This is a genomic window from Lacrimispora sphenoides, assembly GCF_900105215.1.
GTDB lineage: Bacteria > Bacillota > Clostridia > Lachnospirales > Lachnospiraceae > Lacrimispora > Lacrimispora sphenoides_A.
Genome location: NZ_FOIP01000002.1, coordinates 462,368 through 481,340 on the forward strand (window position 1 = coordinate 462,368; position 18,973 = coordinate 481,340).

Consider the following 18,973-nt stretch of genomic DNA (forward strand, 5'->3'; position numbering starts at 1 on the left):
GGTGATTTTTTTGTATAACAAACACCGCGCACCCGCATAGCGGGTGGTTGATATTTCGCACGCTTCGCGAGCTCAACAGGGTCACGACCCATAACAAAGGGGAAAGACCGAAAAAATGATCTTTCCCCATGGAAACCTATTGCACAGTATTTTCTGCATAGTCAATTTGCTCTCAAATTACAGTTTCTATAACGGTTCATAAACCTCTGTCAGTTCTGTTATATTATTGCCGCTTTCATCAGTATGGACAATTAACTTTGCAATTGTCGGTTCTTTGAAGTAACTGCCACCTTGATTCAAGTAACTGATGAGCTTTTTACCGTTTGTGCCTGTGCTGCTTTCATAATCAATGTAACTAACCAAAACGTCAGCAGGAAGTATTAATTTCGTGTTACTGACCACTTCATATGATGTCTCGCCGCTATTTTCAACCATATTACCTTTAGGAGCAAGAACTTCGATATACAAAGAGCAGCTATCTCCGATTTCAAAATCCACAATTCTGATAACGCTCCCGTCCACAATATTCGGTTCCGTTACCATGACTGGTATTGTACCTAAGCCTGTAATATCGGAGGCGCTTCCAGAGAACATCTTTTCAATTGAAAGATTCCAGTTGTTCCGAAAATCTTCCCAACCAAGCCCGATAGATTCAAGATATTCGGATATATCCTCCTTGCTGTACGTTGCTCGTGAAGTGTATTCCTCCTTGTCAAGCCCGCCGTCACTCGGCGTTTCACGAAAAGCAATATTCACTTCCTCAAGATTATCAATCAGCACGAATAATAGTACGGAGTTCTTAGGCGTAACTGTTATATTCCCTATAGCGGACGTTTCTGAATCGTTAGGTTCATAGTAAATAGTGAGTGTATAGGGCGCACGGCCAGTTCCGTAATCGTCACCAATTGAAAAAAACTGTTGTGTATACTCTCTGTCAATACTTGGCAGCTCGCCTATGATTTTTCCGACCTCGCTGTTATTGCCCACATAAGGTGTCCGCATTGCAGAAAGTGCATAGATATCGTCCATAATTATTCTCATATCAGGGCTTGTCAAAACAATCGCGTAAACGTTATTTATCTGCGCCGGATAGGACTCCGCGATTTCACCGTTATAATAGACAATAACTCTATCACCGACATTAAAATGGGTTATGCTATCTCTTAATTTCATATTGAGAGAGACACTTATCAAATCGCTGTTCCTGCGCACCTCCTCGCCCTCCTCGACGATCACAAGGATGGTATTATCGTTCACTTCGGTTACCGTTCCGGCAAAGTGTGGCTCTTTCGCGATATTGTGCATAGACATTGGTATTATCAGATCTAAAATGCTTCCATCCGTAGTGCGATTCACCGCAAACCCAGCGCTCATCACCGCTACAAGCACAATGGCAAGCGTAATAATCACCTTCGACGGCTTTTTGAAATTCAGCACGTTCTTTATCCTCTCTTTCATACCGCCCTCCCCGAACGCAAGGGGACTTCCGTTCAAGATTTTATGCCCTGACGCTACACGGACGAGCGACAACGAATATGCGCTTTTAATCTCCCCGCCAAGTCTGCGTATCACGCATTCATCGCAGGACATTTCCATATCCGCACCCATCAGAACAAACGCAGCCCACGCCAGCGGATTAAACCAATGCAGGCAGAGCACAAGATACGCGAACATTTTTACCGCGTGGTCGTGACGCCTGATGTGCGTCCGCTCATGAAGGACGATAAAGCAATGTTCCTCGTCGGTCAGTCCTGCCGGAATGTAAATCTTCGGTTTGAGAATCCCGATTACAAGCGGTGTTTTAAGGTTTTCGGCTTCATAAAGATTTCCTTCCATAAGCGTCGCGCTGCGAAGTCTGCGTTTTAACACAGCGATTGATACAAAACTGTAAATAAGCATAAAGGCAATGCCGAGAAGCCAAATGCAAGTACCGATAAAAATCCATGTCTGCAATGGGTTTATACTTGTGACGGGTGTGGCAGCAGGTAACGCGGCGCTTACGGCTTTGTCGATTACGGTTATCCCACTGTCAATGCGCGGAACAGCTTGCACTGCGATGTCCTGCGGGATAGGTGTGGAGTTGAATGGGAGCAAACTGAACGCGCCCTCCAAAGTAAACGGGAATACGAGCCGAAACCCAGCCACTGCCCACAGCGCATAGGAGATTATCTTCGGAGCTCTTTTAAGCGGTATCCGCGCTAAGATAATTGCGGCGATAACAAAACTTGCCGTCAGGCTCATATTGAGGACTGACAGAAAAATCCTTTCCATATCTTAATCCCCCTTGTGTTCGTTAATTAGGCGCACAAGTTCCTCCGCCTGCTTGTTGGATAACCTTTTACCGCCAATAAACGAAGTAAGAAAACGTGGCAGACTACCGCCGAACGTATCCTCGATATAGCGGCGGCTCTGACCCGCATAAAACTCATCACGGCTTAACGCTGACGTAACGACTGCACCCTCGTTTTTGAAAATCCCCCTGTCGCATAACCGCTTCAGGATGGTGTATGTGGTAGATTTTTTCCACTGCATAACTTCCTCTGACAGCCGGACTAGCTCTGTTGAATTAATCGGCTCATTTTCCCAAATCAAATCGGCGAATCTCGATTCCGTTTCTGCCAATCTATAATCAATCATATGACAATCCTCCTATTGATCTACTTGAAGTAAACCTTAGCTGAAGTTTACTTCAAGTAGACCTGATTGTCAAGAGATATTTGTGCTACTTGAAAATTAGACATTTACCTTTGATAAAATGGAGAATATATGATTCACCAAGATCAGGAATTTCTGTATTGAAAGAATTAATAAATATATAAAATGTTAAGGGGAAAACATATTTCTAATTTTGATTTAATTTCAAGTATTTTCAATATAAAGAAGAAAGAGATAAAAATCCTATATAGAATAAGGAATTTAAGGCTTAACAAAAGCAGGGGAAGAAGGATATATATTCCACAAAACGTTAAAAATAAAGGAGGAAAAGACATTTCATCCGCACATGTATTCAATTTTGTAGTCAAAATATTTTATATGCAAATAAATTTATATACAAATGTATTTAAATATCAATATTAATTAAGTATACTTGTAGATGAATCTATTTACCATGATTATCCAGTGAATAGATTTGGTAATATGTGGTATAATTTACATGTTAATATTTATAGGTAAAGGAGAGGATATTATGCCCCGTGGAGTACGCAAATCACCACTCGTAAAACTTAGAGATGAGCTAAAAGATACACAGGATTCAATAGAACAATACAAAGCTGCAATCAAAACACTTCAGGAAAAAGAGAAGCAAATACAAGAAGAAATTAAGTTAGAAGAATTTAAAGAAGTATCAACAATACTAGAAGAACAAAACATGTCCTTGTCGGAATTAAAGGAATTACTTATATCCAAAGCAGAAATTGAACAGGGTAGCTGAATTTTGTACCGAGAGTCTTCGTAATGAAGATTTTCGGTATATTTTTATATAGAACATATGTTTGCGCTTTTCTGCTGAATGTTATAATATAACATAAAAAGGTATCGCTGTCAGATGTCATGAAGGAATATTCATTGTTAAGTCGGCCATAAAACCAGTGAGTAAAGACCATTTGCGAGGTAAGATTTTTTGAACCAGCCGATAAGCAAAAATTAGTGGTTGAATCGCAGAAGAATATAAGCGAGTTAAATTTTGCCAATGAATCAATCATTTTATGAGTATTTAACGGAGAAAGGAAAGCAGAAGTAAGTATCAGCGATTAAACCCTGCAGCATTAGAAAAGTAAACACAAAGGTTGTACTAATTTAGATTGGCCGGGTTTTCGATTCCGGCCAGAGAATTGGATTTTCAAAGATACTCTGGGTTATAAAAATAAATTGCCCAAGTTGTTAGTTCCGAGAAAGGTCTGAGAGGATAATGAGCAGGCATACCAGGAGATATAATGGGAGGCCATGTAAAAGCAACAAATGTGTAAAACGGATAGTTGGGTTGAGTGGTGTTGGGCTGAAAGATTTGAAATATATTTACAAGGTTGGCCGTAAAAGGTCCGTCTATTGTCGGTCCTGTTATTAGAATAACCCATCTTCCGATGAAATTATATAAATCAAGAGGGTTTATTAAGCCCGATATTATATAGCCAGGAGATTCAAATAAGTTTCTATCACCCTGATAATTTATAACTATATTTTTCATAGATATTTGATCGTTTTGGATATTAGAAAATTCATTGATTTGTGTTTGAATAGGAGCAGGAATAATCAAGCTTTTATTTTCTCCTATGCCAAAAAAATTAGTGTCATTCATATTGTATTACCTGTTTTTAATATAGTATATGCAATATTTATTCTAAGAGAGCTTGGCTTTTTATTTTAGGACTTACCGTAGTATAGGAAGAAAGGATATAAATGAGATTTAAAGATGCAGTTGGTTTATATAAAATATGTGAACAAGCTGCTTCCAACCTGACTGGAAGAACCAGGGTAAATATGGTGCAAATGGATTACACTATCTGTTGGGGAGAAAAAGCCCAAGCAACGAAAAGGTAGGTTACTCAGGCTTATACACGAGATGGGTCACTATTATAGTCCCCGTAAATAAAAGAAATATCCGGGAAATTAGTATTTACAGAATATAGTATATTAAAAACTAATATTGATAGTTGGAAGAGTTTATTGTATTATTAATTTAAAATCGAATTTATCGTATAATTGTTATAGAGATAAGAGGAGGAATATATGCTTTGGGTAGCGATAGTTTTGATTATGCTAGCAATCATAGTGATGTATTTAGCAATACCTGGGGGCAGACTTTGGAAGCAATATCTTACAGATGTAAAATGTTCTTTGACCGAAACAAACAGTCAAAGAAGCACACAGAGTATATTTACTGAAGAGTGTGTTGCTGAACTGCCCGCTCTGCTCCGGCAGCACATCATCAATGGGGGCTATATTGGAAAGCCTTTTATGGATAACATGCTGATACATTTTCATGACACTAGGTTTCGTATGTCAGCAGGTAAAAAGCCAATTAAAATTAAATTCATGCAGGTTAATTTTGTAAATAGACCAGATCGACACGCATTTTTGACAGGAAGAATTGCGGGTATTCCATTGCACGCCAAAGACAGCGTGTTGGACGGATTCGGCTCTATGATAGGTATGCTTGCCAAACAGTTCGAGCTTTTCCGTTCCACTGGGGCAGAAATGGATCAAGGTCAGTTGATAACGGCGTTGGCAGACGCAGTATATATGCCGTCCTTGTTTTTACAGGAATATGTGTCATGGACAGTCGTTGACAATTGCACGATTGAAGGTGAGATATCATGGAAGGGCGTTATTGCTAGAGGAAGATTTACTTTTGATAATAATGGCAACATTATACGTTTTGACACCAATGACCGATATATGGATAAAAACGGGAAAGGCAGTTCGCTGGTACCATGGTATATAACCTATTCTGATTACAAAGAACAGAATGGTTACTTTCAGCCGGGAAGTGTTAGTGTAAATTGGAGACTCCCTGATGGTGACGATACATATTTTGTGAGCGACCATATTGAGGTTCTATACTCAATTAATGAAGCAATTTTATGACTAAATTATTTTACAGCGCAGTAATAGGTTCTATTTTATCTCAAAATGTGAAACTATCAAATTCTAATTCAATATGGTAATCGTGAACTACTAACTATCAATATTAGTTAGTAGTTTTTTATGCAATAATTTAGTCAGTAAAAATTGTATTTACAGAAGAAAGAAACCTAACTATGGTACACGACAAGAAGCTGAATGAAAAGGCCATATGATCCCACTGTAAGATCTGCCAGGAATGCATAACAGGTGCTAAGATGATGCAAAGAATAACAAGGGAGATTTAAACCTCCCTTGCGTTACCGGATGATGCCTAATTGGATGTAATTCTAGGTTTAGGGCCTTCACCCGGAGGAGTATAAAATGGATCAATATAATCGCTATTTGATGCGGTTTTCGAACGATGATCTGTATGGGTAACATTTTTATTACTGGTATTATTGTCTGTAGCACTGCCCTGTTTGTTGGAAGATTTATCTTTGCTATTCAAGATTGATACTCCTTTCGCTTTTTAGTAGTGTCTGCAGAACAAAAAATAATATACAAAAGTTGGAATTTCACGAGGTGAATGATATGACAAATAGATTGAAAAATTTGCAGTGGGCTATCCTTACCCAACTGATTATGTTGAAAACTTGCTGAAAAAATATGATTACGACACTATGAAAGTACATGAAATCCTATGTAAACCTTATAACAAGGTTATCAAAGAAGTGCAGAACAGAAATGAAGTAACGGAAGGTGGATTACTGTCAATCGTGAAAGCAAGACGAAGAAAAAAATAGTGCCATCCCATAAGGGATAACACTACTATACGAGGATTTGACGGATTACTGTACATTGGAAACTTAATATTGATAGTTAGCTGGATATAGGGTAATCTTTAATTATTATGTCAAAGTAAAAATAATTGTAACGAATTCGATCCCCCGTAGTCTTATGTATGAAAGCGAGGTGAAAAAGTGGCGGACTTCAATGAAATATACAGTCTTTACTTCAAGGATGTCTATAAATATGTTTTGTCAATAAGCAGAGATGAAATGATTGCGGAAGAAATAACACAAGAGACATTTTTTAAAGCTTTAAAAAATATAGATAAATTTGATGGAAAGTGCAAGCTCTATGTGTGGTTATGCCAAATTGCAAAAAATACATTCTTCACATACAAAAAGAGAGAGAAGTATTATGAGGACTTAACTGAGGCGAAAGATATTCTTGCTGATTCAACGATTGAGCAGAGCTTGTTAACAAAAGAATCTGTATTTAAAATTCACAAAGAGCTTCATAACTTAGGCGAACCCTATAAGGAGGTTTTTATGCTGCGGGTGTTTGGAGATTTATCCTTTTCACAGATAGGGAGCCTATTTGAAAAAACAGAAAGTTGGGCGAGAGTCACTTACCATCGAGCTAAAATGAAAGTAAAGGAGAAAATAGAATGCGAATAACCTGTGAAATTATAAAGGACCTGCTCCCGTTGTATTACGATAATGTATGCAGTGAAGACAGCCGAAAATTAATTGAAGATCATTTATCAACGTGTGAAATGTGCCGTAACGAACTGAAGCAGATTGACATTGAGATAAAAGCTGTTAAAAATACGGAGGATGTAAAAATTATGAATAATATTGCAAAGAAATGGAAACAGGATAGACTGTCATCATTTTTTACAGGCACATTACTTTTTTCTATTATTGCCAGTGTGGGGTGCGTGGTGGCATATAATAGAATCGGCAGTTATGTAACTGCAGAAGGATTTCTGGTGGAACCGTTTGCTTTGATTCCGCTAACCTACCTGTTTGGATTGGCTGCATTTTTGTCAGGACTTGTTCTAGGGGTTCTGTCTATAAAAAGGCACATGCTAAATTCTAAATTGTTTAAATGATCATGATCATTATGTGTAGCCAATAATATAAATGAGCTAAAAAACTACTAACTATATGTAACTTAGTTAGTAGTTTTTTTGAAGTAATTTAGTCTAGAAAACTGATATTTTACAGATAAAAGAACTATTTAAAGGAGGATATTAATATTGTACTCTAACTGAGAAGGCCATGAGCGGATACACAGAAATCGATAGAAAGTGGGCTTTCTGATAAACAAGTTGCTGAGTGGGTTACAGCTTTCCTTTCTGGAGGCAAGTCATAGCAATTGATGAGATAGAGTCATTGGAAGAAGCTTAGGAAAGGATATAAAGACAGAAAATGTTAGTTGAATAACGAATCGTGCTCTATTAAAAAAGGTAAGGGTAAAAACGAAACTGAATGATAATAATGTTTCATTTGGGAATAATGTGAATAATATATAATAAGGGTTAATAAGGAGGTGAATTTATGCGAGGTTATTTGTCTATTGTGATTTTTTTTATCGGGATAATCTTGGCTGCTTATATTGGATATTGGAGTTTATTCATAAAGCCTATTATGGTTTGTGTATCGGCATCAAAGGCTGGAGCGTTAACGTCCGCACTTACGATGATGACAATAATCAAATGTGCTTTATCATGGTTGGTTGCTGGTGTGATTTTTGGTTTGGGGTATATCGCTGCGATGATTGTGAGTCGCAAATAATCTAGCTGTTGTATTGGAGGAAGAAACGATGCTAAACGAAGATGTGCAAGCATGGGTAGATTTGGGGTTTTCAGAGGAAGAGGCAATTGTAATGGCAAACGCAATGAAGGATAGGTATGGCGAAGTTGAAATAACAGATGATGACTCTGATTCATCTCATAATGAATTGTTTTGAGAACTAATACAACAAACAGGACATTCAATAAAGGAATGATTTTATTATAGTAATATTTTTAGATATTTATGGTGTATTAAATTTCAACGGATGTCGAGATAAAATTGGCGGAATTTATTTTGTAAATGATAACAGGATTAAACTGCTAAAGAAAATTATTGATGCAACAGGGGCAAAGATTGTCCTATCTTCAACCTGGCGAATAGGCTGGTTTGATAGAGATTATGGTCTACATAGTCAACACGTAGAAGATTTCAACAGGTTAGAAGAAAGGCTAAAGAAATCTGAGATCATATTTATCTCAAGAACTCCGATATTGCCAAGTAGATATCGTGGTAAAGAGATTAAATCATGGCTAGACAATTGGAGGAGCGAGTCAGTAGAGTCATTTTTAATTATTGAAGAGGATTTACTTACAGATTTTCCTGCTCGGCAGCTTGGTTTGTATCGAATGCGTTAAAAGAATATGGTGATACAACTATCTATATATCTGATGAGGCATATGACATTAAGGGGAATTGCTTACAAGAATATTATTCACTAAGAAGCAAAGTAAACTGCAACAGATCAAACTTTTGGCAACTGTTTAACAAGTTGAGAAAGAATTGATAGATTACCACTGGATTCCGGTGGTATTTTATTACTATAAAAACAAGATTCAATGATGGAAAGGAGAATGTAAATATGAGATGGAGGAAGTATAAATATATTTATGTGACAAGATATCTGTTATTCTGCCAATAAAGAGAACAGAGGCTTTGGGCAATATTTCTCAAAACCACTGTTCCTTTATAAAATTTTTATTCTTTTTCCTCTTTTGCAGCGATTCTGTAATTTTAGTATGCGCTTTATTTTGACCTTAGATGCCTTCTACTTTTATTTCATTATTGTTGACCAATATTGCTTGACTATTACTAATTGGGGTTAATTTTAATGTAGAAGAATAAGTATCAATAATTTTTTGTGCAGCTTTCTTGAAAGGGGGATTGTTATAGTGTGGTACAGCATAAAACTCTACAAGACCTAAAGCATCGAAACTCTCTAAGTCCGGTGCTTTTTTAATACTATCCATTCCCTTTGCATATTCAACATTCGCTGATACAACCATTGCTCCGGCAGATTCACCGATATAAAGTTTACCAGAGTTGACTTCATCAATAATTAATTTATCTGCACCTGTTCTTTTCAATTCCTGTAATAAATAGAATGTGTTTCCACCCGTTACATAAATAAAATCATTGTTTTTTATTTTAGAGCTTATTTCATCAGTTGTAGCAGTTGATATTTCTAGTTCGTCAACGGTTAAACCGATTTTTTCGAGTGCTTTCCTACCCGCATTTACATAAAATATAACCTTTTCCACTTTGCTTGCGGTAGGGATAAAGGTTACAGTTTTGCCGCTCAAGTCTTTTTCAAAATCTGTAAATATGTTAACTACATCCTTAAAAGATGAAACCAAAAATAGTTTTTTCATAGCTTCTTTAATCTCCTTTAGTTGCTGTGCTGATTATAGTATAATGTATAATGGTGTCAGTTTGTGAAACTATTTAATTAATGATTTGATTATAGTTAAGTTTAAAGATATTATGAACAGGTATGGCATTTCTAAACGTACAGTTGTTTAGTAAAACACTTAAGAAGGTTATATATCAATAAAACCACAATTTCAAAGTAGAAAAGGAGGCGTAAATGTGAAGTTAAAAGACTAGTACCTAAACAATATCGAAGTCAAGTTTATTGTATTCACATAGACGGGGAGAATTTTGATGAAAAGTTGAATAAACAAGGTTTTAGTATAGTTAATATTGAATAGAAGAAACTCATTTGAAGTAGTTACAGATAGCTATGCTTTTCATTGATGAAGATGATAAGCAATAGGACAGATGAATTATAGGCAAATATAAATGAACCATAAAATCCGGTTTTTATATCGGTAGAAATTGAAAATTTAATCGTATGAACAGGTAGGTTGGCATATAATAGAATTAATAAGATCATTTGAGGGAAGTCATGGTCATACATGTTGTCCAGCCAGGTGAAACAATCTATACAATATCAGAGTATTACGAAATCCCTGTTGACAGATTAATATTGGAAAACGGAATTACAAATCCTGAAGATTTAGCAATAGGCCAGACTATTGTGGTTGTTCAGCCTGAAACACTTTATACCGTCCAGGTCGGTGATACCTTAGAGAGTATCGCGGAGCAGCATGGTACTACGCCAATGGAATTATTAAGAAATAACCCCTATCTTTCCGATAGAGAATATTTGTACGCTGGTGAAACGATTGTTATAAGTTATCAGACGAATAAAACAAGATCAGTTGGTACTATAGGTTATACATTTCCTTATATAGATAGATCTGTTTTAATAAAGACACTCCCCTATTTAACATATCTGACTATTTTCAATTATAGGACTACAAGTGAAGGCGAAATTATCTCCAGTGCTGATGATACTGAAATTATCCAGCTAGCTAAAACATATGGTGCTGCGCCCATGATGTTTATTTCCACTATGACTGAAGAGGGAATCATTAGACGTGAAGTAACCTATAATATTTTAAATAATTCTTCTGTGCAGGATCGTTTTATTAATAATGCTCTTTACATACTAAAAACAAAAGGTTTTTATGGTATAAATATATATGCCGAAAACGTAACCAATGACAATATAAATAGCATTGCAGAATATTTAAAAAGAGCCTCTGCGATATTTCATTCAGAGGGTTATAAGGTACTGATTACCATAACACCAGCTACGAATGTAGATACCCCCAGCGTCGCTTTTGAAAGATTAGACTATTCAAGATTATCTGAATTTGTAGATGGAATCATATTTTCCTCTTATGACTGGGCAAGGTCTTACAGCTATCCAAACGCAATTTTTCCGGTTAATATCTTACGAGAATTGATAGATTATGTGGTTAGTATTATTCCCCCTGAAAAAATTTTTCTTGGAGTTACTGCTCTAGGCTATGATTGGACACTTCCATATGTCCCCGGTGCCACAGAAGCTATAATAATATCTAATGATAGAGCGGTACAAATTGCAGCGGAAAATAATATACCAATACAATTTAATGAAGCGGCACAGTCATCCTACTTCTATTATATGGATATCGATGGGATTTTACATGTCGTATGGTTTAAAGATGCAAGAAGCTTTGATGCACGAGCAGAGTTAGTAGCAGAATATAATCTCCAAGGTTTATCAATTTGGACTATTATGAGATTCATCACCCAATTGTGGCTTATTATCAATACTAAATACTACATAGAGAGGCTTATGGGTATTGACTAAGAATTACCTGGGCTGATATGGTTGAGATGAAAGAAGAAGGATATAAAATAAGATATGTTATTATTGTTATAAGATTATAAGATTCATATTATTTAAGTTCACTCGAAGATACGAATAAACGAATTGAATTTATCTTTACACCTCTCAAGTCAGATGCATGTATGAAAAGAAGCTGCAATGAATGTGGGGTATTGGATACGTTCTTTACACCAAGGTACAATTTGGATTTTAAAATCCAAGGGTGCAAGGAAATAGATGGTATAATTATAGTGACTTAGATGATTTTACGGGAGGATGTGTGGCTGATGCTGAATGTGCATTACAAACTGTCTTATTTAATGGTCATGTTTGTATTGAAATGAAAGATATCTTGGGTTGATATGGGTTCACTATGGACGATGTTTGGGCCATAGGCCCCAAAGTTTAGTGGAATAAACTGATATTTATATATTATGGAGGTAGAAGACATAAATAAAAAAAGACCACTTATTAGCAGTCTTTTTTCACGTAGTTTATACCGTATAAACATTAACGGCCTGTAATCCACGATTACCTTCTGTTACATCAAATGTTACAGACTGTCCCTCATCTAAGGTTTTAAACCCATCCATTGCGAGACCGGAAAAATGAACGAATATATCGTTGCCCTGCTCGTCGCAGATAAAACCAAAACCTTTTTGTGGATTAAACCATTTTACTGTACCTTTAGTCATGAAAGATACCTCCTTAAATAATAATATTATATTTTTACTAAAACTAAAAATCGCATATATATGTAAATCATCAATAGAATAATGACTTACATATACATGCGAAATCAAGACCTTATTTAAAATACTAATTTAATATAACACAATGTTTGAAATAAGTCAAGAAAAAATAATGGAAAAGAAGAGATGATATGAGAAAATTAACAAAAGAGATAAAGAGATAAGTGAACAACGCGAAGCGGAAAGGTGTTCCTGGCTGAATTTGGTAAGATATCATAAAGCTAGGACCTAATCCGAATTTAAGTAAGATGGTAAGAAACCATCGTTTAATTGGAAGATAAAAGATGGCTTAATTACAAGTAAAAGATTTTAAAAACAGAGAAGTAGTTTATGGTTGTGCCTTTAATATCGACTTTGATAGAAATAGATGGTATGGAGGGCAAGTAGTACATAATATATGTAAACCAATCAAAGGTATGGTTAAGATATATGAAGATTCTGATTCATATAGGACTAAGTTCAATACAATGGAACCGTCTGTGCCAAGTTTTACTGCATATTAAGATACATTAATATCTATATTATTATGTTATGAACATGTGAGATTAGCATATAATTAAATTAATAAGATTATTTGAGGGAACCATGATTATACACGTTGTCCAACCAGACGAAACCTTAAAATCAATATCAGATTATTACAAAATCCCTGTTGACAGATTAATATTAGAAAACGGAATTACAAACCCTGCTAATTTAGCAATAGGCCAAACTATAGTGATTGTTCAACCTGAAACACTCTACACCGTCCAGGCCGGCGATACTTTAGAGAGTATTGCAGTGCAGCATGGTGTTACACCAATGGAAATATTAAGAAATAATCCCTATCTTTCCGATAGAGAAATTTTGTATGTCGGTGAATCCATAGTTATAAGCTATCAAACTAATAAAACAAGAACAATTGCCACTAGTGGCTATATCTTTCCTTATGTAGATAAATCTGTTTTAAAAAAAACACTTCCCTTTTTATCTTATCTGACCATATTTAATTATAGGGCCACAAGTGAAGGAGAAATTGTCTCCAGTGCTGATGACACTGAACTTATCCAGCTGGCTAAAACTTATGGTACTGCGCCCATGATGTTTGTTTCCACTATGACGGGAGAGGGAATAATTAGCCGTGAAGTCTCCTTTAAAATTTTAAGTAATCCTTCTGTGCAGGATCGCCTGATTGATAATGCTCTTCAAATACTGAAAATGAAAGGTTTTTATGGTATAAACATATATACTGAAGCCATTAACTATGATAACATAAATATCTATGCAGAATTTCTGGGAAGGGCCGCTGCAAAATTTCATTCAGAAGGTTTCAGGGTACTAATTACCATAACGCCTGCTACAAATATTAATACCCCTAAAATTAGTTTTGAAAAAATGGACTATTCAAAATTATCTGAATCTGTAGATGGAATTTTATTATCTTCTTATGATTGGGCAAGGACTTACAGCTATCCAAACGCTATTTTCCCGGTTAATATCTTAAGAGAATTGTTAGATTACATGGTTAGTATTATTCCAGCTGAAAAATTTTTTCTAGGAGTTACTGCTCTAGGCTATGATTGGACACTTCCATATGTTCCAGGTGCAACAGAAGCTACTATAATATCTTATGACAGTGCAGTAAGAATTGCCGCGGAAAATGGTATACCAATACAATTTAATGAAGCAGCACAGTCACCCTTCTTCTACTATACGGATAGTGATGGGAATCTTCATGTAGTATGGACGAAAGATGCAAGAAGCTTTGATGCAAGGGCTGGACTGGTAGAAGAATATGGTCTACAAGGCTTATCATTTTGGACCGTTATGAAATTCGATGCACAAATGTGGTTTGTTATTAATACGCAATATTACATCCAGAAGTTTTAAATGTCCATGTAAGCAGATTGCAAAAAAACAATTGCTTTAATTAGCATACCATAACCCGATAAAAGAGCTTTTGCGGAAAGCTATTCTTTTAGCTGAAAAGCGGAGAGTAAAGCATATAACAATTCATCCTTGTGTTTTGTAAACATTAATCAAGTTTGGTATTAGGCATTATGTCGATACCGGAACTATCTATGCAAGCAATGGAACTGTTCCAGTACCTAGTGCGCGTGTAACAATAACAAATACTGAGACTGGTAAAGTGACTCAATATAATCTTAATGAATCTAGTACTCAAAGTGTGATTGATAAAGATGAAGAAAGAGTTTTTGTTAGTACATTTAACATAGAGGATAAACGTATGCCGGTCTAAAGATCGGCTTATTTGTATGCTGAATATGAAGAGAAATAGTTGAAATAACACTCGTATCGTTAACAGTGAGATTCTTTTTTTCGTGGGGGACACCCCATATGATTGATGAAATTGAAAGAGTATGGAAGATGATTGAGAAAATGAAATAAGTGGTTTAAAGTAAGATGATACTAGAATATAAGAAGTAAAAATGATATTTGCGTTAATAACGAGGCTTATACAAGAAATTATTGCGAATTAAACTGAAATCTTGGTATTGATAGCTTGTAGTTTTTAAGATAAAATATTAATTAAATATAAATTTAGAAGGAGAAATATAATGATCATAGATGGAAATCCAAAAGAGAAGGAAGCTATGAAAGCTTTTCGGCAAGGCAACAGGGCAGAGGGCCTAAAATTGCAGGAAGAATTTGCAGCAGAATTCCGTGAGGAATATAAAGAAAAAGATCATTGTTCTTGCAAAAAAGCTTGTAGGTATCATGGGAATTGTAAAGAATGTGTAGCTATCCATAGAGCACATCAAGAGCATCTACCAAATTGTATGCGACCGATCGTGAACCAAAAAATTAAGCTTTTATCGGAACTTACTGAACATACAATAGCAAATGAAATAGAGCCACCAAATGAAATTTTGAGACGAGAAAATTAAAGTGACATTTATGTAAATTATTTAATGAGTAAGATGCCTGACGATACAATAACACAAGGCACAGGGGTGTCTATGACAATGTATTCAAAACAATCATAATCTAAATTATTTAAATTAGTAAGGTGTTTCTGAAATTAGTTTAGCAATTGTAACTGTAGATTATTTTTATTTGTGGAGGAAATCAAATGGACAAAAATATTTATAGTGATATCAAAACCGTTACACTTGAAAGATTTAGAGTAGCTAGATATGTTATTATCAGTCCCGCTCCGGAAATGGATGTTATTGCCTATATAGATAAGTGGGCGGGTAAAAGCGGCTTATTTGATATTGAGGGCTACAAAAGAAAACGAATTGGTTGGGATTTTCCGTTTGTTACAAAAGAACAGCAGGAAAAGTTCGGACTAAGGGGCTATGTTGCAGCGTACGTCATACCAGAGAATTTTGTTCCAAAGTGTGAAGGAGCTGAAATCGCATATATAGAAAAGGATACTTATGCAACAATTACTATAACGAATCCGCACAGTAATTCTTTTGAGAACATAACCAAGGCATACCACATGCTTTTTGAATTTGCTAAAACATCATCATGGGAAAATAGACTTGCATTCGAAGAAGAATATGATATAGATGGAGTCCACTATATGGACGTATACGTTCCCTGGTGCGGACAAAATTCAATTTAAGTATATAAGGAGATAGTGATTTATGTGTACAAGCTTTATTAAAAAGACTGAAGATAATTGGCTAATAGGCATGAACTTTGATAATAATGGGATGAGATATACCGTAAACACCAGAAAGAAAGATTGGTTTATTGTATATGTTGATACAGGAAAAATTAACACACCAAGCTTTGGTATCCATAAGTCAGGCGTATTCTTTAATAATCTCTGCGTTAATTCTAATGGAAAAGGGGGTTATAGAAGGTCATCGGATGTAACACATACAGCAAAATTTTTATCGGGAATTATTGACGGAAAAATTGATGTGGAAAGTTTGGAAGGATATTTATCACAGACAGAAATCGTAAATGTTCCAGATTGGAGTACCCATAACATGATTTGTACGGAATATGGAAATGTGTGGATTATAGAGCCTGGAAGAGGAAATAGATATAGAGAGTTGGGAAATGGTAAATTTGAAATAATGACAAATGACGCTATATTAGATGCCCATGAAGAGAATAATATTTCCTGTGGTCGATATAAGAAAGTGAAGGAAGTATTAAATCAGAGTGTAAAATTTGATGTAAGTAAGGCTTTTGAATTATTAAATGATGTGAGGCAGAACGAAATAGACTGGATTACAGATTTCTCTCTTGTTTTTGATAAAAAGGTAAATACGGTATATTATGTTGAACATCAAGATTTTACTTACATGAAGGAATATGTATTCCCATAAAAATTCAATTTAATAAAGGTTAACTTAGACTACTAGCTGTCAATATCGTTTAGTAGTTTTTTGTTGTAGTAAACTGATATTTTCCAGAATACATGCATAAATAGAGAGTGGCCGACAAAACCTGGGTATGATTTTATCGGCCGAAGTATGAACATATGATGCCAGTTCTTAAATAGAATATCATACTTTACTGAAATAAATCTGAAAAATCATATATAGTTCAGCAAGGAAACGGGAATTTATATAAAATCCGTGTTTTATTAGAAGGGAAAAAAGATAATATGAGTAAAGATAAGCAGCCGGTATTAAATCCCGGAGACAAGATAATTTGTAATGAAAAAGACAACCATGTATGATATGATCATATGAAAGAAGCACTTGAAAACGCTGGATTTACATTGTCTAAGGAGGTAGCTTAATTATGGGGACATTGTTAGGAATTATTTTTATAGCATATGTATGGCACAAGTATAAAAGACCGAAGCCGGGGACACAGGAGGCAGCGGAATGGTTGCATAATGGCGATAAATATTGGATTGCAGCAAATAAACTTCAGTTCACAACTCTCTACAAGGACGCTCCTATTACACCTTCTGAAAAGGCAGCCTATAATAAAGTGGAAAAAGAAAATAAATATATATTTGCACTAGTAGCCACATCTTTTGTTATGATACTAATGGGGTGTGGCAATGGAGGGAAAGGAACAGCAGCGCCCCAAACAGAAACGGAAGAGAGTTTGATTGCTGATAAAGGTGTAGCAGAAAACTCTGAAGGTGGAAAGTCAGAGAAAAGCCATAGTGATGTAGTTGACAAAGAAAGTCTTGTTTCTGAGGATATGGATTATTATAGCGTGTGTACCTCGAAGTCAAAACAGGAGGTGGAAGCATTTGCGGAGGCGGTAAAGGTAAACTTCTTGAATGATAACTGGGCGGCGGTTTCTGAAACGACTGCTTACCCGATTACGATACAAGGAGTAGAATATGTGGATGCGGAAAGTCTTGCGCATGCGGATATTGTGTTAAGTGAGGAATATAAAGAGGCATTGAAGGCAGCTTCTTGTAAGAACCTTTTTGCTAATGGGGAGGGTATTATGCTTGGGGATGGAGAAGTATGGATTGGAGAGGTGTTGGATGAAGATATGCAGTCCCAAGGATTAAAAATTATAGCTATTAATGCGGAGAAGTAATAAGAAGGGGCTGTTGAAGAAGTAGTAAATATTCTACTGGAACGATAGTTCCGTTTTTAAATCTATAATTGAGATTTTATGAAAGAACTGTTTATTTAGCAAGTTTTCTTTACGGCCTTTTCACATGCTGAAGCCATAAAGTTCTCCATTTCAACAAAAGACTTGCTTGCCAAACGAACAGCGGAACGAATTAAAAAAGGTAATTGAAGTAATACCATTTGATGGTTATAGTTTAAATATTCATGAATTAGGATAAAATGCACGTTTTGTGGCGACTGGTTAAGCTAGATTCTGCTCGGGTGTTATGGTAAAATTGTTATGCAATTGGAACTTTCGTGTGCATTTTAATTATCATAATAAAAAGGAGAAATTGTTATGAAAAGAATTGCAGCTATTTTAATGCCCGTTTTATTATCAACAATAGTCGGGGCTTGCAATGTTTCAGATAGCGGAACAAACGACAATTCCCAAACTCCGGCACCAACCCAACTTGAAACCCCCTCGACAGAAGCGTCATTGATAAAAGCGGAAAAAGAACTCCTTGATAGATACACATTTTTAGTTAGCTTTGAAGGAAACCAGTATCAAGGAGCTGCGTATGAATTTTATAGAGCATATTTCTTAGCTGATATTGAAACCGCTAAAAGTTTAATGGCAAATCCGGATGATATAGATTTACTTTCCGGCTTTCCAGAAGAAAGAAAATCATTAGATGATATTAGCTGGCTTGTCTTAAAAGTTAACAATTTTATACCTTCCGGAGAAAATACGGGGCAAGTAAATGCACAATATGAAATAAGGGAAGCGCAAAAAGACAGCTTTGATTATTTAGGAATTGATATGGATTGCATTAGTGGAGAATGGAAAGTAACAAATTTCTATGTAGAAAAATAATATCATTTAGGTATTGATTACAAAATAAAAGAGAGCTCCATATTTTTAGAATGTTCTCTTTGTATTTCTAAAAGTGAATAAAAATATTCTAATAGCGATAAATACAAGGAAATAAAGCATTCTAGTGTAGAAATTTACATAGAGTGCTTTTTTGATGCAAATTTATTCTTAGTCAGAAACCATTAGATTAAATGTCTAGT

At 35.5% G+C, this 18,973-nt stretch carries 20 protein-coding genes; 14 read left to right on the plus strand and 6 right to left on the minus strand.

Translation table 11 applies throughout. The annotated features are described in order from the left end of the window. Positions 1 to 186: 186 nt before the first annotated feature. Both BMW45_RS18960 and BMW45_RS18965 read right to left on the minus strand, forming a co-directional pair. A complete protein-coding gene (locus tag BMW45_RS18960; protein ID WP_092247624.1) occupies positions 187 to 2,271 on the minus strand; it encodes a M56 family metallopeptidase in 2,085 nt (694 codons plus the stop codon). 3 nt (positions 2,272 to 2,274) lie between these two features. Further along, positions 2,275 to 2,637, minus strand: a complete 363-nt coding sequence (locus tag BMW45_RS18965; protein WP_025232141.1) for a BlaI/MecI/CopY family transcriptional regulator — start codon at positions 2,635 to 2,637, stop codon at positions 2,275 to 2,277. A gap of 550 nt (positions 2,638 to 3,187) precedes the next feature. On the opposite strand from BMW45_RS18965, the gene BMW45_RS18975 reads away from it, so the two are divergent. Further along, the gene (locus tag BMW45_RS18975; protein WP_025232143.1) at positions 3,188 to 3,433 is read left to right on the plus strand and encodes a hypothetical protein; all 246 of its coding nucleotides are present in this window, start codon (positions 3,188 to 3,190) and stop codon (positions 3,431 to 3,433) included. Positions 3,434 to 3,841: 408 nt separating this feature from the next. Here the strand turns inward: BMW45_RS18975 and BMW45_RS18980 are convergent, their stop codons facing one another. Further along, positions 3,842 to 4,297: a hypothetical protein gene (locus BMW45_RS18980; protein WP_092247631.1), complete on the minus strand. Its 456-nt coding sequence runs from the start codon at positions 4,295 to 4,297 to the stop codon at positions 3,842 to 3,844. Positions 4,298 to 4,728: 431 nt separating this feature from the next. Between BMW45_RS18980 and BMW45_RS18985 the strand changes: the two genes are divergently transcribed. Further along, positions 4,729 to 5,586, plus strand: a complete 858-nt coding sequence (locus BMW45_RS18985; RefSeq protein WP_092247634.1) for a DUF6544 family protein — start codon at positions 4,729 to 4,731, stop codon at positions 5,584 to 5,586. A gap of 310 nt (positions 5,587 to 5,896) precedes the next feature. Here BMW45_RS18985 and BMW45_RS27985 read toward each other — a convergent pair whose 3' ends face one another. Further along, positions 5,897 to 6,073 (minus strand): hypothetical protein, encoded by a 177-nt coding sequence (locus BMW45_RS27985; RefSeq protein ID WP_166433424.1) that lies wholly within the window; start codon positions 6,071 to 6,073, stop codon positions 5,897 to 5,899. 472 nt (positions 6,074 to 6,545) lie between these two features. Between BMW45_RS27985 and BMW45_RS18990 the strand changes: the two genes are divergently transcribed. The 5 genes from BMW45_RS18990 (at position 6,546) to BMW45_RS29140 (ending at position 8,785) form a co-directional block, all read left to right on the plus strand. Further along, positions 6,546 to 7,028 carry an RNA polymerase sigma factor gene (locus BMW45_RS18990; RefSeq protein WP_092247637.1) on the plus strand — a complete coding sequence of 161 codons (483 nt, stop codon included), beginning with the start codon at positions 6,546 to 6,548 and terminating at the stop codon, positions 7,026 to 7,028. Further along, complete coding sequence (locus BMW45_RS28250; RefSeq protein WP_207649108.1) at positions 7,019 to 7,465, plus strand: DUF3955 domain-containing protein; 447 nt, start codon at positions 7,019 to 7,021, stop codon at positions 7,463 to 7,465. The genes BMW45_RS18990 and BMW45_RS28250 overlap by 10 nt, the downstream gene beginning before the upstream one ends. A gap of 448 nt (positions 7,466 to 7,913) precedes the next feature. Next, entirely contained in the window at positions 7,914 to 8,150 is a 237-nt protein-coding gene (locus BMW45_RS19000) for a hypothetical protein (RefSeq protein ID WP_025232149.1), read from the plus strand. 28 nt (positions 8,151 to 8,178) lie between these two features. Then, the gene (locus BMW45_RS27990) at positions 8,179 to 8,325 is read left to right on the plus strand and encodes a hypothetical protein (RefSeq protein WP_166433425.1); all 147 of its coding nucleotides are present in this window, start codon (positions 8,179 to 8,181) and stop codon (positions 8,323 to 8,325) included. Positions 8,326 to 8,377: 52 nt separating this feature from the next. Then, positions 8,378 to 8,785 carry an HAD domain-containing protein gene (locus BMW45_RS29140; protein ID WP_416388671.1) on the plus strand — a complete coding sequence of 136 codons (408 nt, stop codon included), beginning with the start codon at positions 8,378 to 8,380 and terminating at the stop codon, positions 8,783 to 8,785. Positions 8,786 to 9,184: 399 nt separating this feature from the next. Here the strand turns inward: BMW45_RS29140 and BMW45_RS19005 are convergent, their stop codons facing one another. Next, positions 9,185 to 9,799, minus strand: a complete 615-nt coding sequence (locus tag BMW45_RS19005) for a peptidase E (RefSeq protein ID WP_092247640.1) — start codon at positions 9,797 to 9,799, stop codon at positions 9,185 to 9,187. Positions 9,800 to 10,335: 536 nt separating this feature from the next. Here BMW45_RS19005 and BMW45_RS19010 point away from each other — a divergent pair. Continuing rightward, positions 10,336 to 11,631 carry a LysM peptidoglycan-binding domain-containing protein gene (locus tag BMW45_RS19010; RefSeq protein ID WP_092247643.1) on the plus strand — a complete coding sequence of 432 codons (1,296 nt, stop codon included), beginning with the start codon at positions 10,336 to 10,338 and terminating at the stop codon, positions 11,629 to 11,631. A 512-nt stretch (positions 11,632 to 12,143) separates the two neighbouring features. Here BMW45_RS19010 and BMW45_RS19015 read toward each other — a convergent pair. Then, positions 12,144 to 12,344 carry a cold-shock protein gene (locus BMW45_RS19015; protein ID WP_025232152.1) on the minus strand — a complete coding sequence of 67 codons (201 nt, stop codon included), beginning with the start codon at positions 12,342 to 12,344 and terminating at the stop codon, positions 12,144 to 12,146. 642 nt (positions 12,345 to 12,986) lie between these two features. Here BMW45_RS19015 and BMW45_RS19020 point away from each other — a divergent pair. The 6 genes from BMW45_RS19020 to BMW45_RS19045 all read left to right on the plus strand — a co-directional run bounded on the left by BMW45_RS19020 (position 12,987) and on the right by BMW45_RS19045 (position 18,773). Next, positions 12,987 to 14,270, plus strand: a complete 1,284-nt coding sequence (locus BMW45_RS19020; RefSeq protein ID WP_092247646.1) for a LysM peptidoglycan-binding domain-containing protein — start codon at positions 12,987 to 12,989, stop codon at positions 14,268 to 14,270. A 689-nt stretch (positions 14,271 to 14,959) separates the two neighbouring features. Beyond that, a complete protein-coding gene (locus tag BMW45_RS19025; protein WP_092247649.1) occupies positions 14,960 to 15,289 on the plus strand; it encodes an LPS biosynthesis protein in 330 nt (109 codons plus the stop codon). 185 nt (positions 15,290 to 15,474) lie between these two features. Next, the gene (locus BMW45_RS19030) at positions 15,475 to 15,975 is read left to right on the plus strand and encodes a hypothetical protein (protein WP_092247652.1); all 501 of its coding nucleotides are present in this window, start codon (positions 15,475 to 15,477) and stop codon (positions 15,973 to 15,975) included. A 22-nt stretch (positions 15,976 to 15,997) separates the two neighbouring features. Beyond that, the gene (locus BMW45_RS19035) at positions 15,998 to 16,693 is read left to right on the plus strand and encodes a hypothetical protein (protein WP_092247654.1); all 696 of its coding nucleotides are present in this window, start codon (positions 15,998 to 16,000) and stop codon (positions 16,691 to 16,693) included. A 421-nt stretch (positions 16,694 to 17,114) separates the two neighbouring features. Next, positions 17,115 to 17,879 carry a hypothetical protein gene (locus BMW45_RS19040; protein WP_092247656.1) on the plus strand — a complete coding sequence of 255 codons (765 nt, stop codon included), beginning with the start codon at positions 17,115 to 17,117 and terminating at the stop codon, positions 17,877 to 17,879. A gap of 375 nt (positions 17,880 to 18,254) precedes the next feature. Continuing rightward, positions 18,255 to 18,773: a hypothetical protein gene (locus BMW45_RS19045; RefSeq protein WP_092247659.1), complete on the plus strand. Its 519-nt coding sequence runs from the start codon at positions 18,255 to 18,257 to the stop codon at positions 18,771 to 18,773. Positions 18,774 to 18,973: the final 200 nt, after the last annotated feature.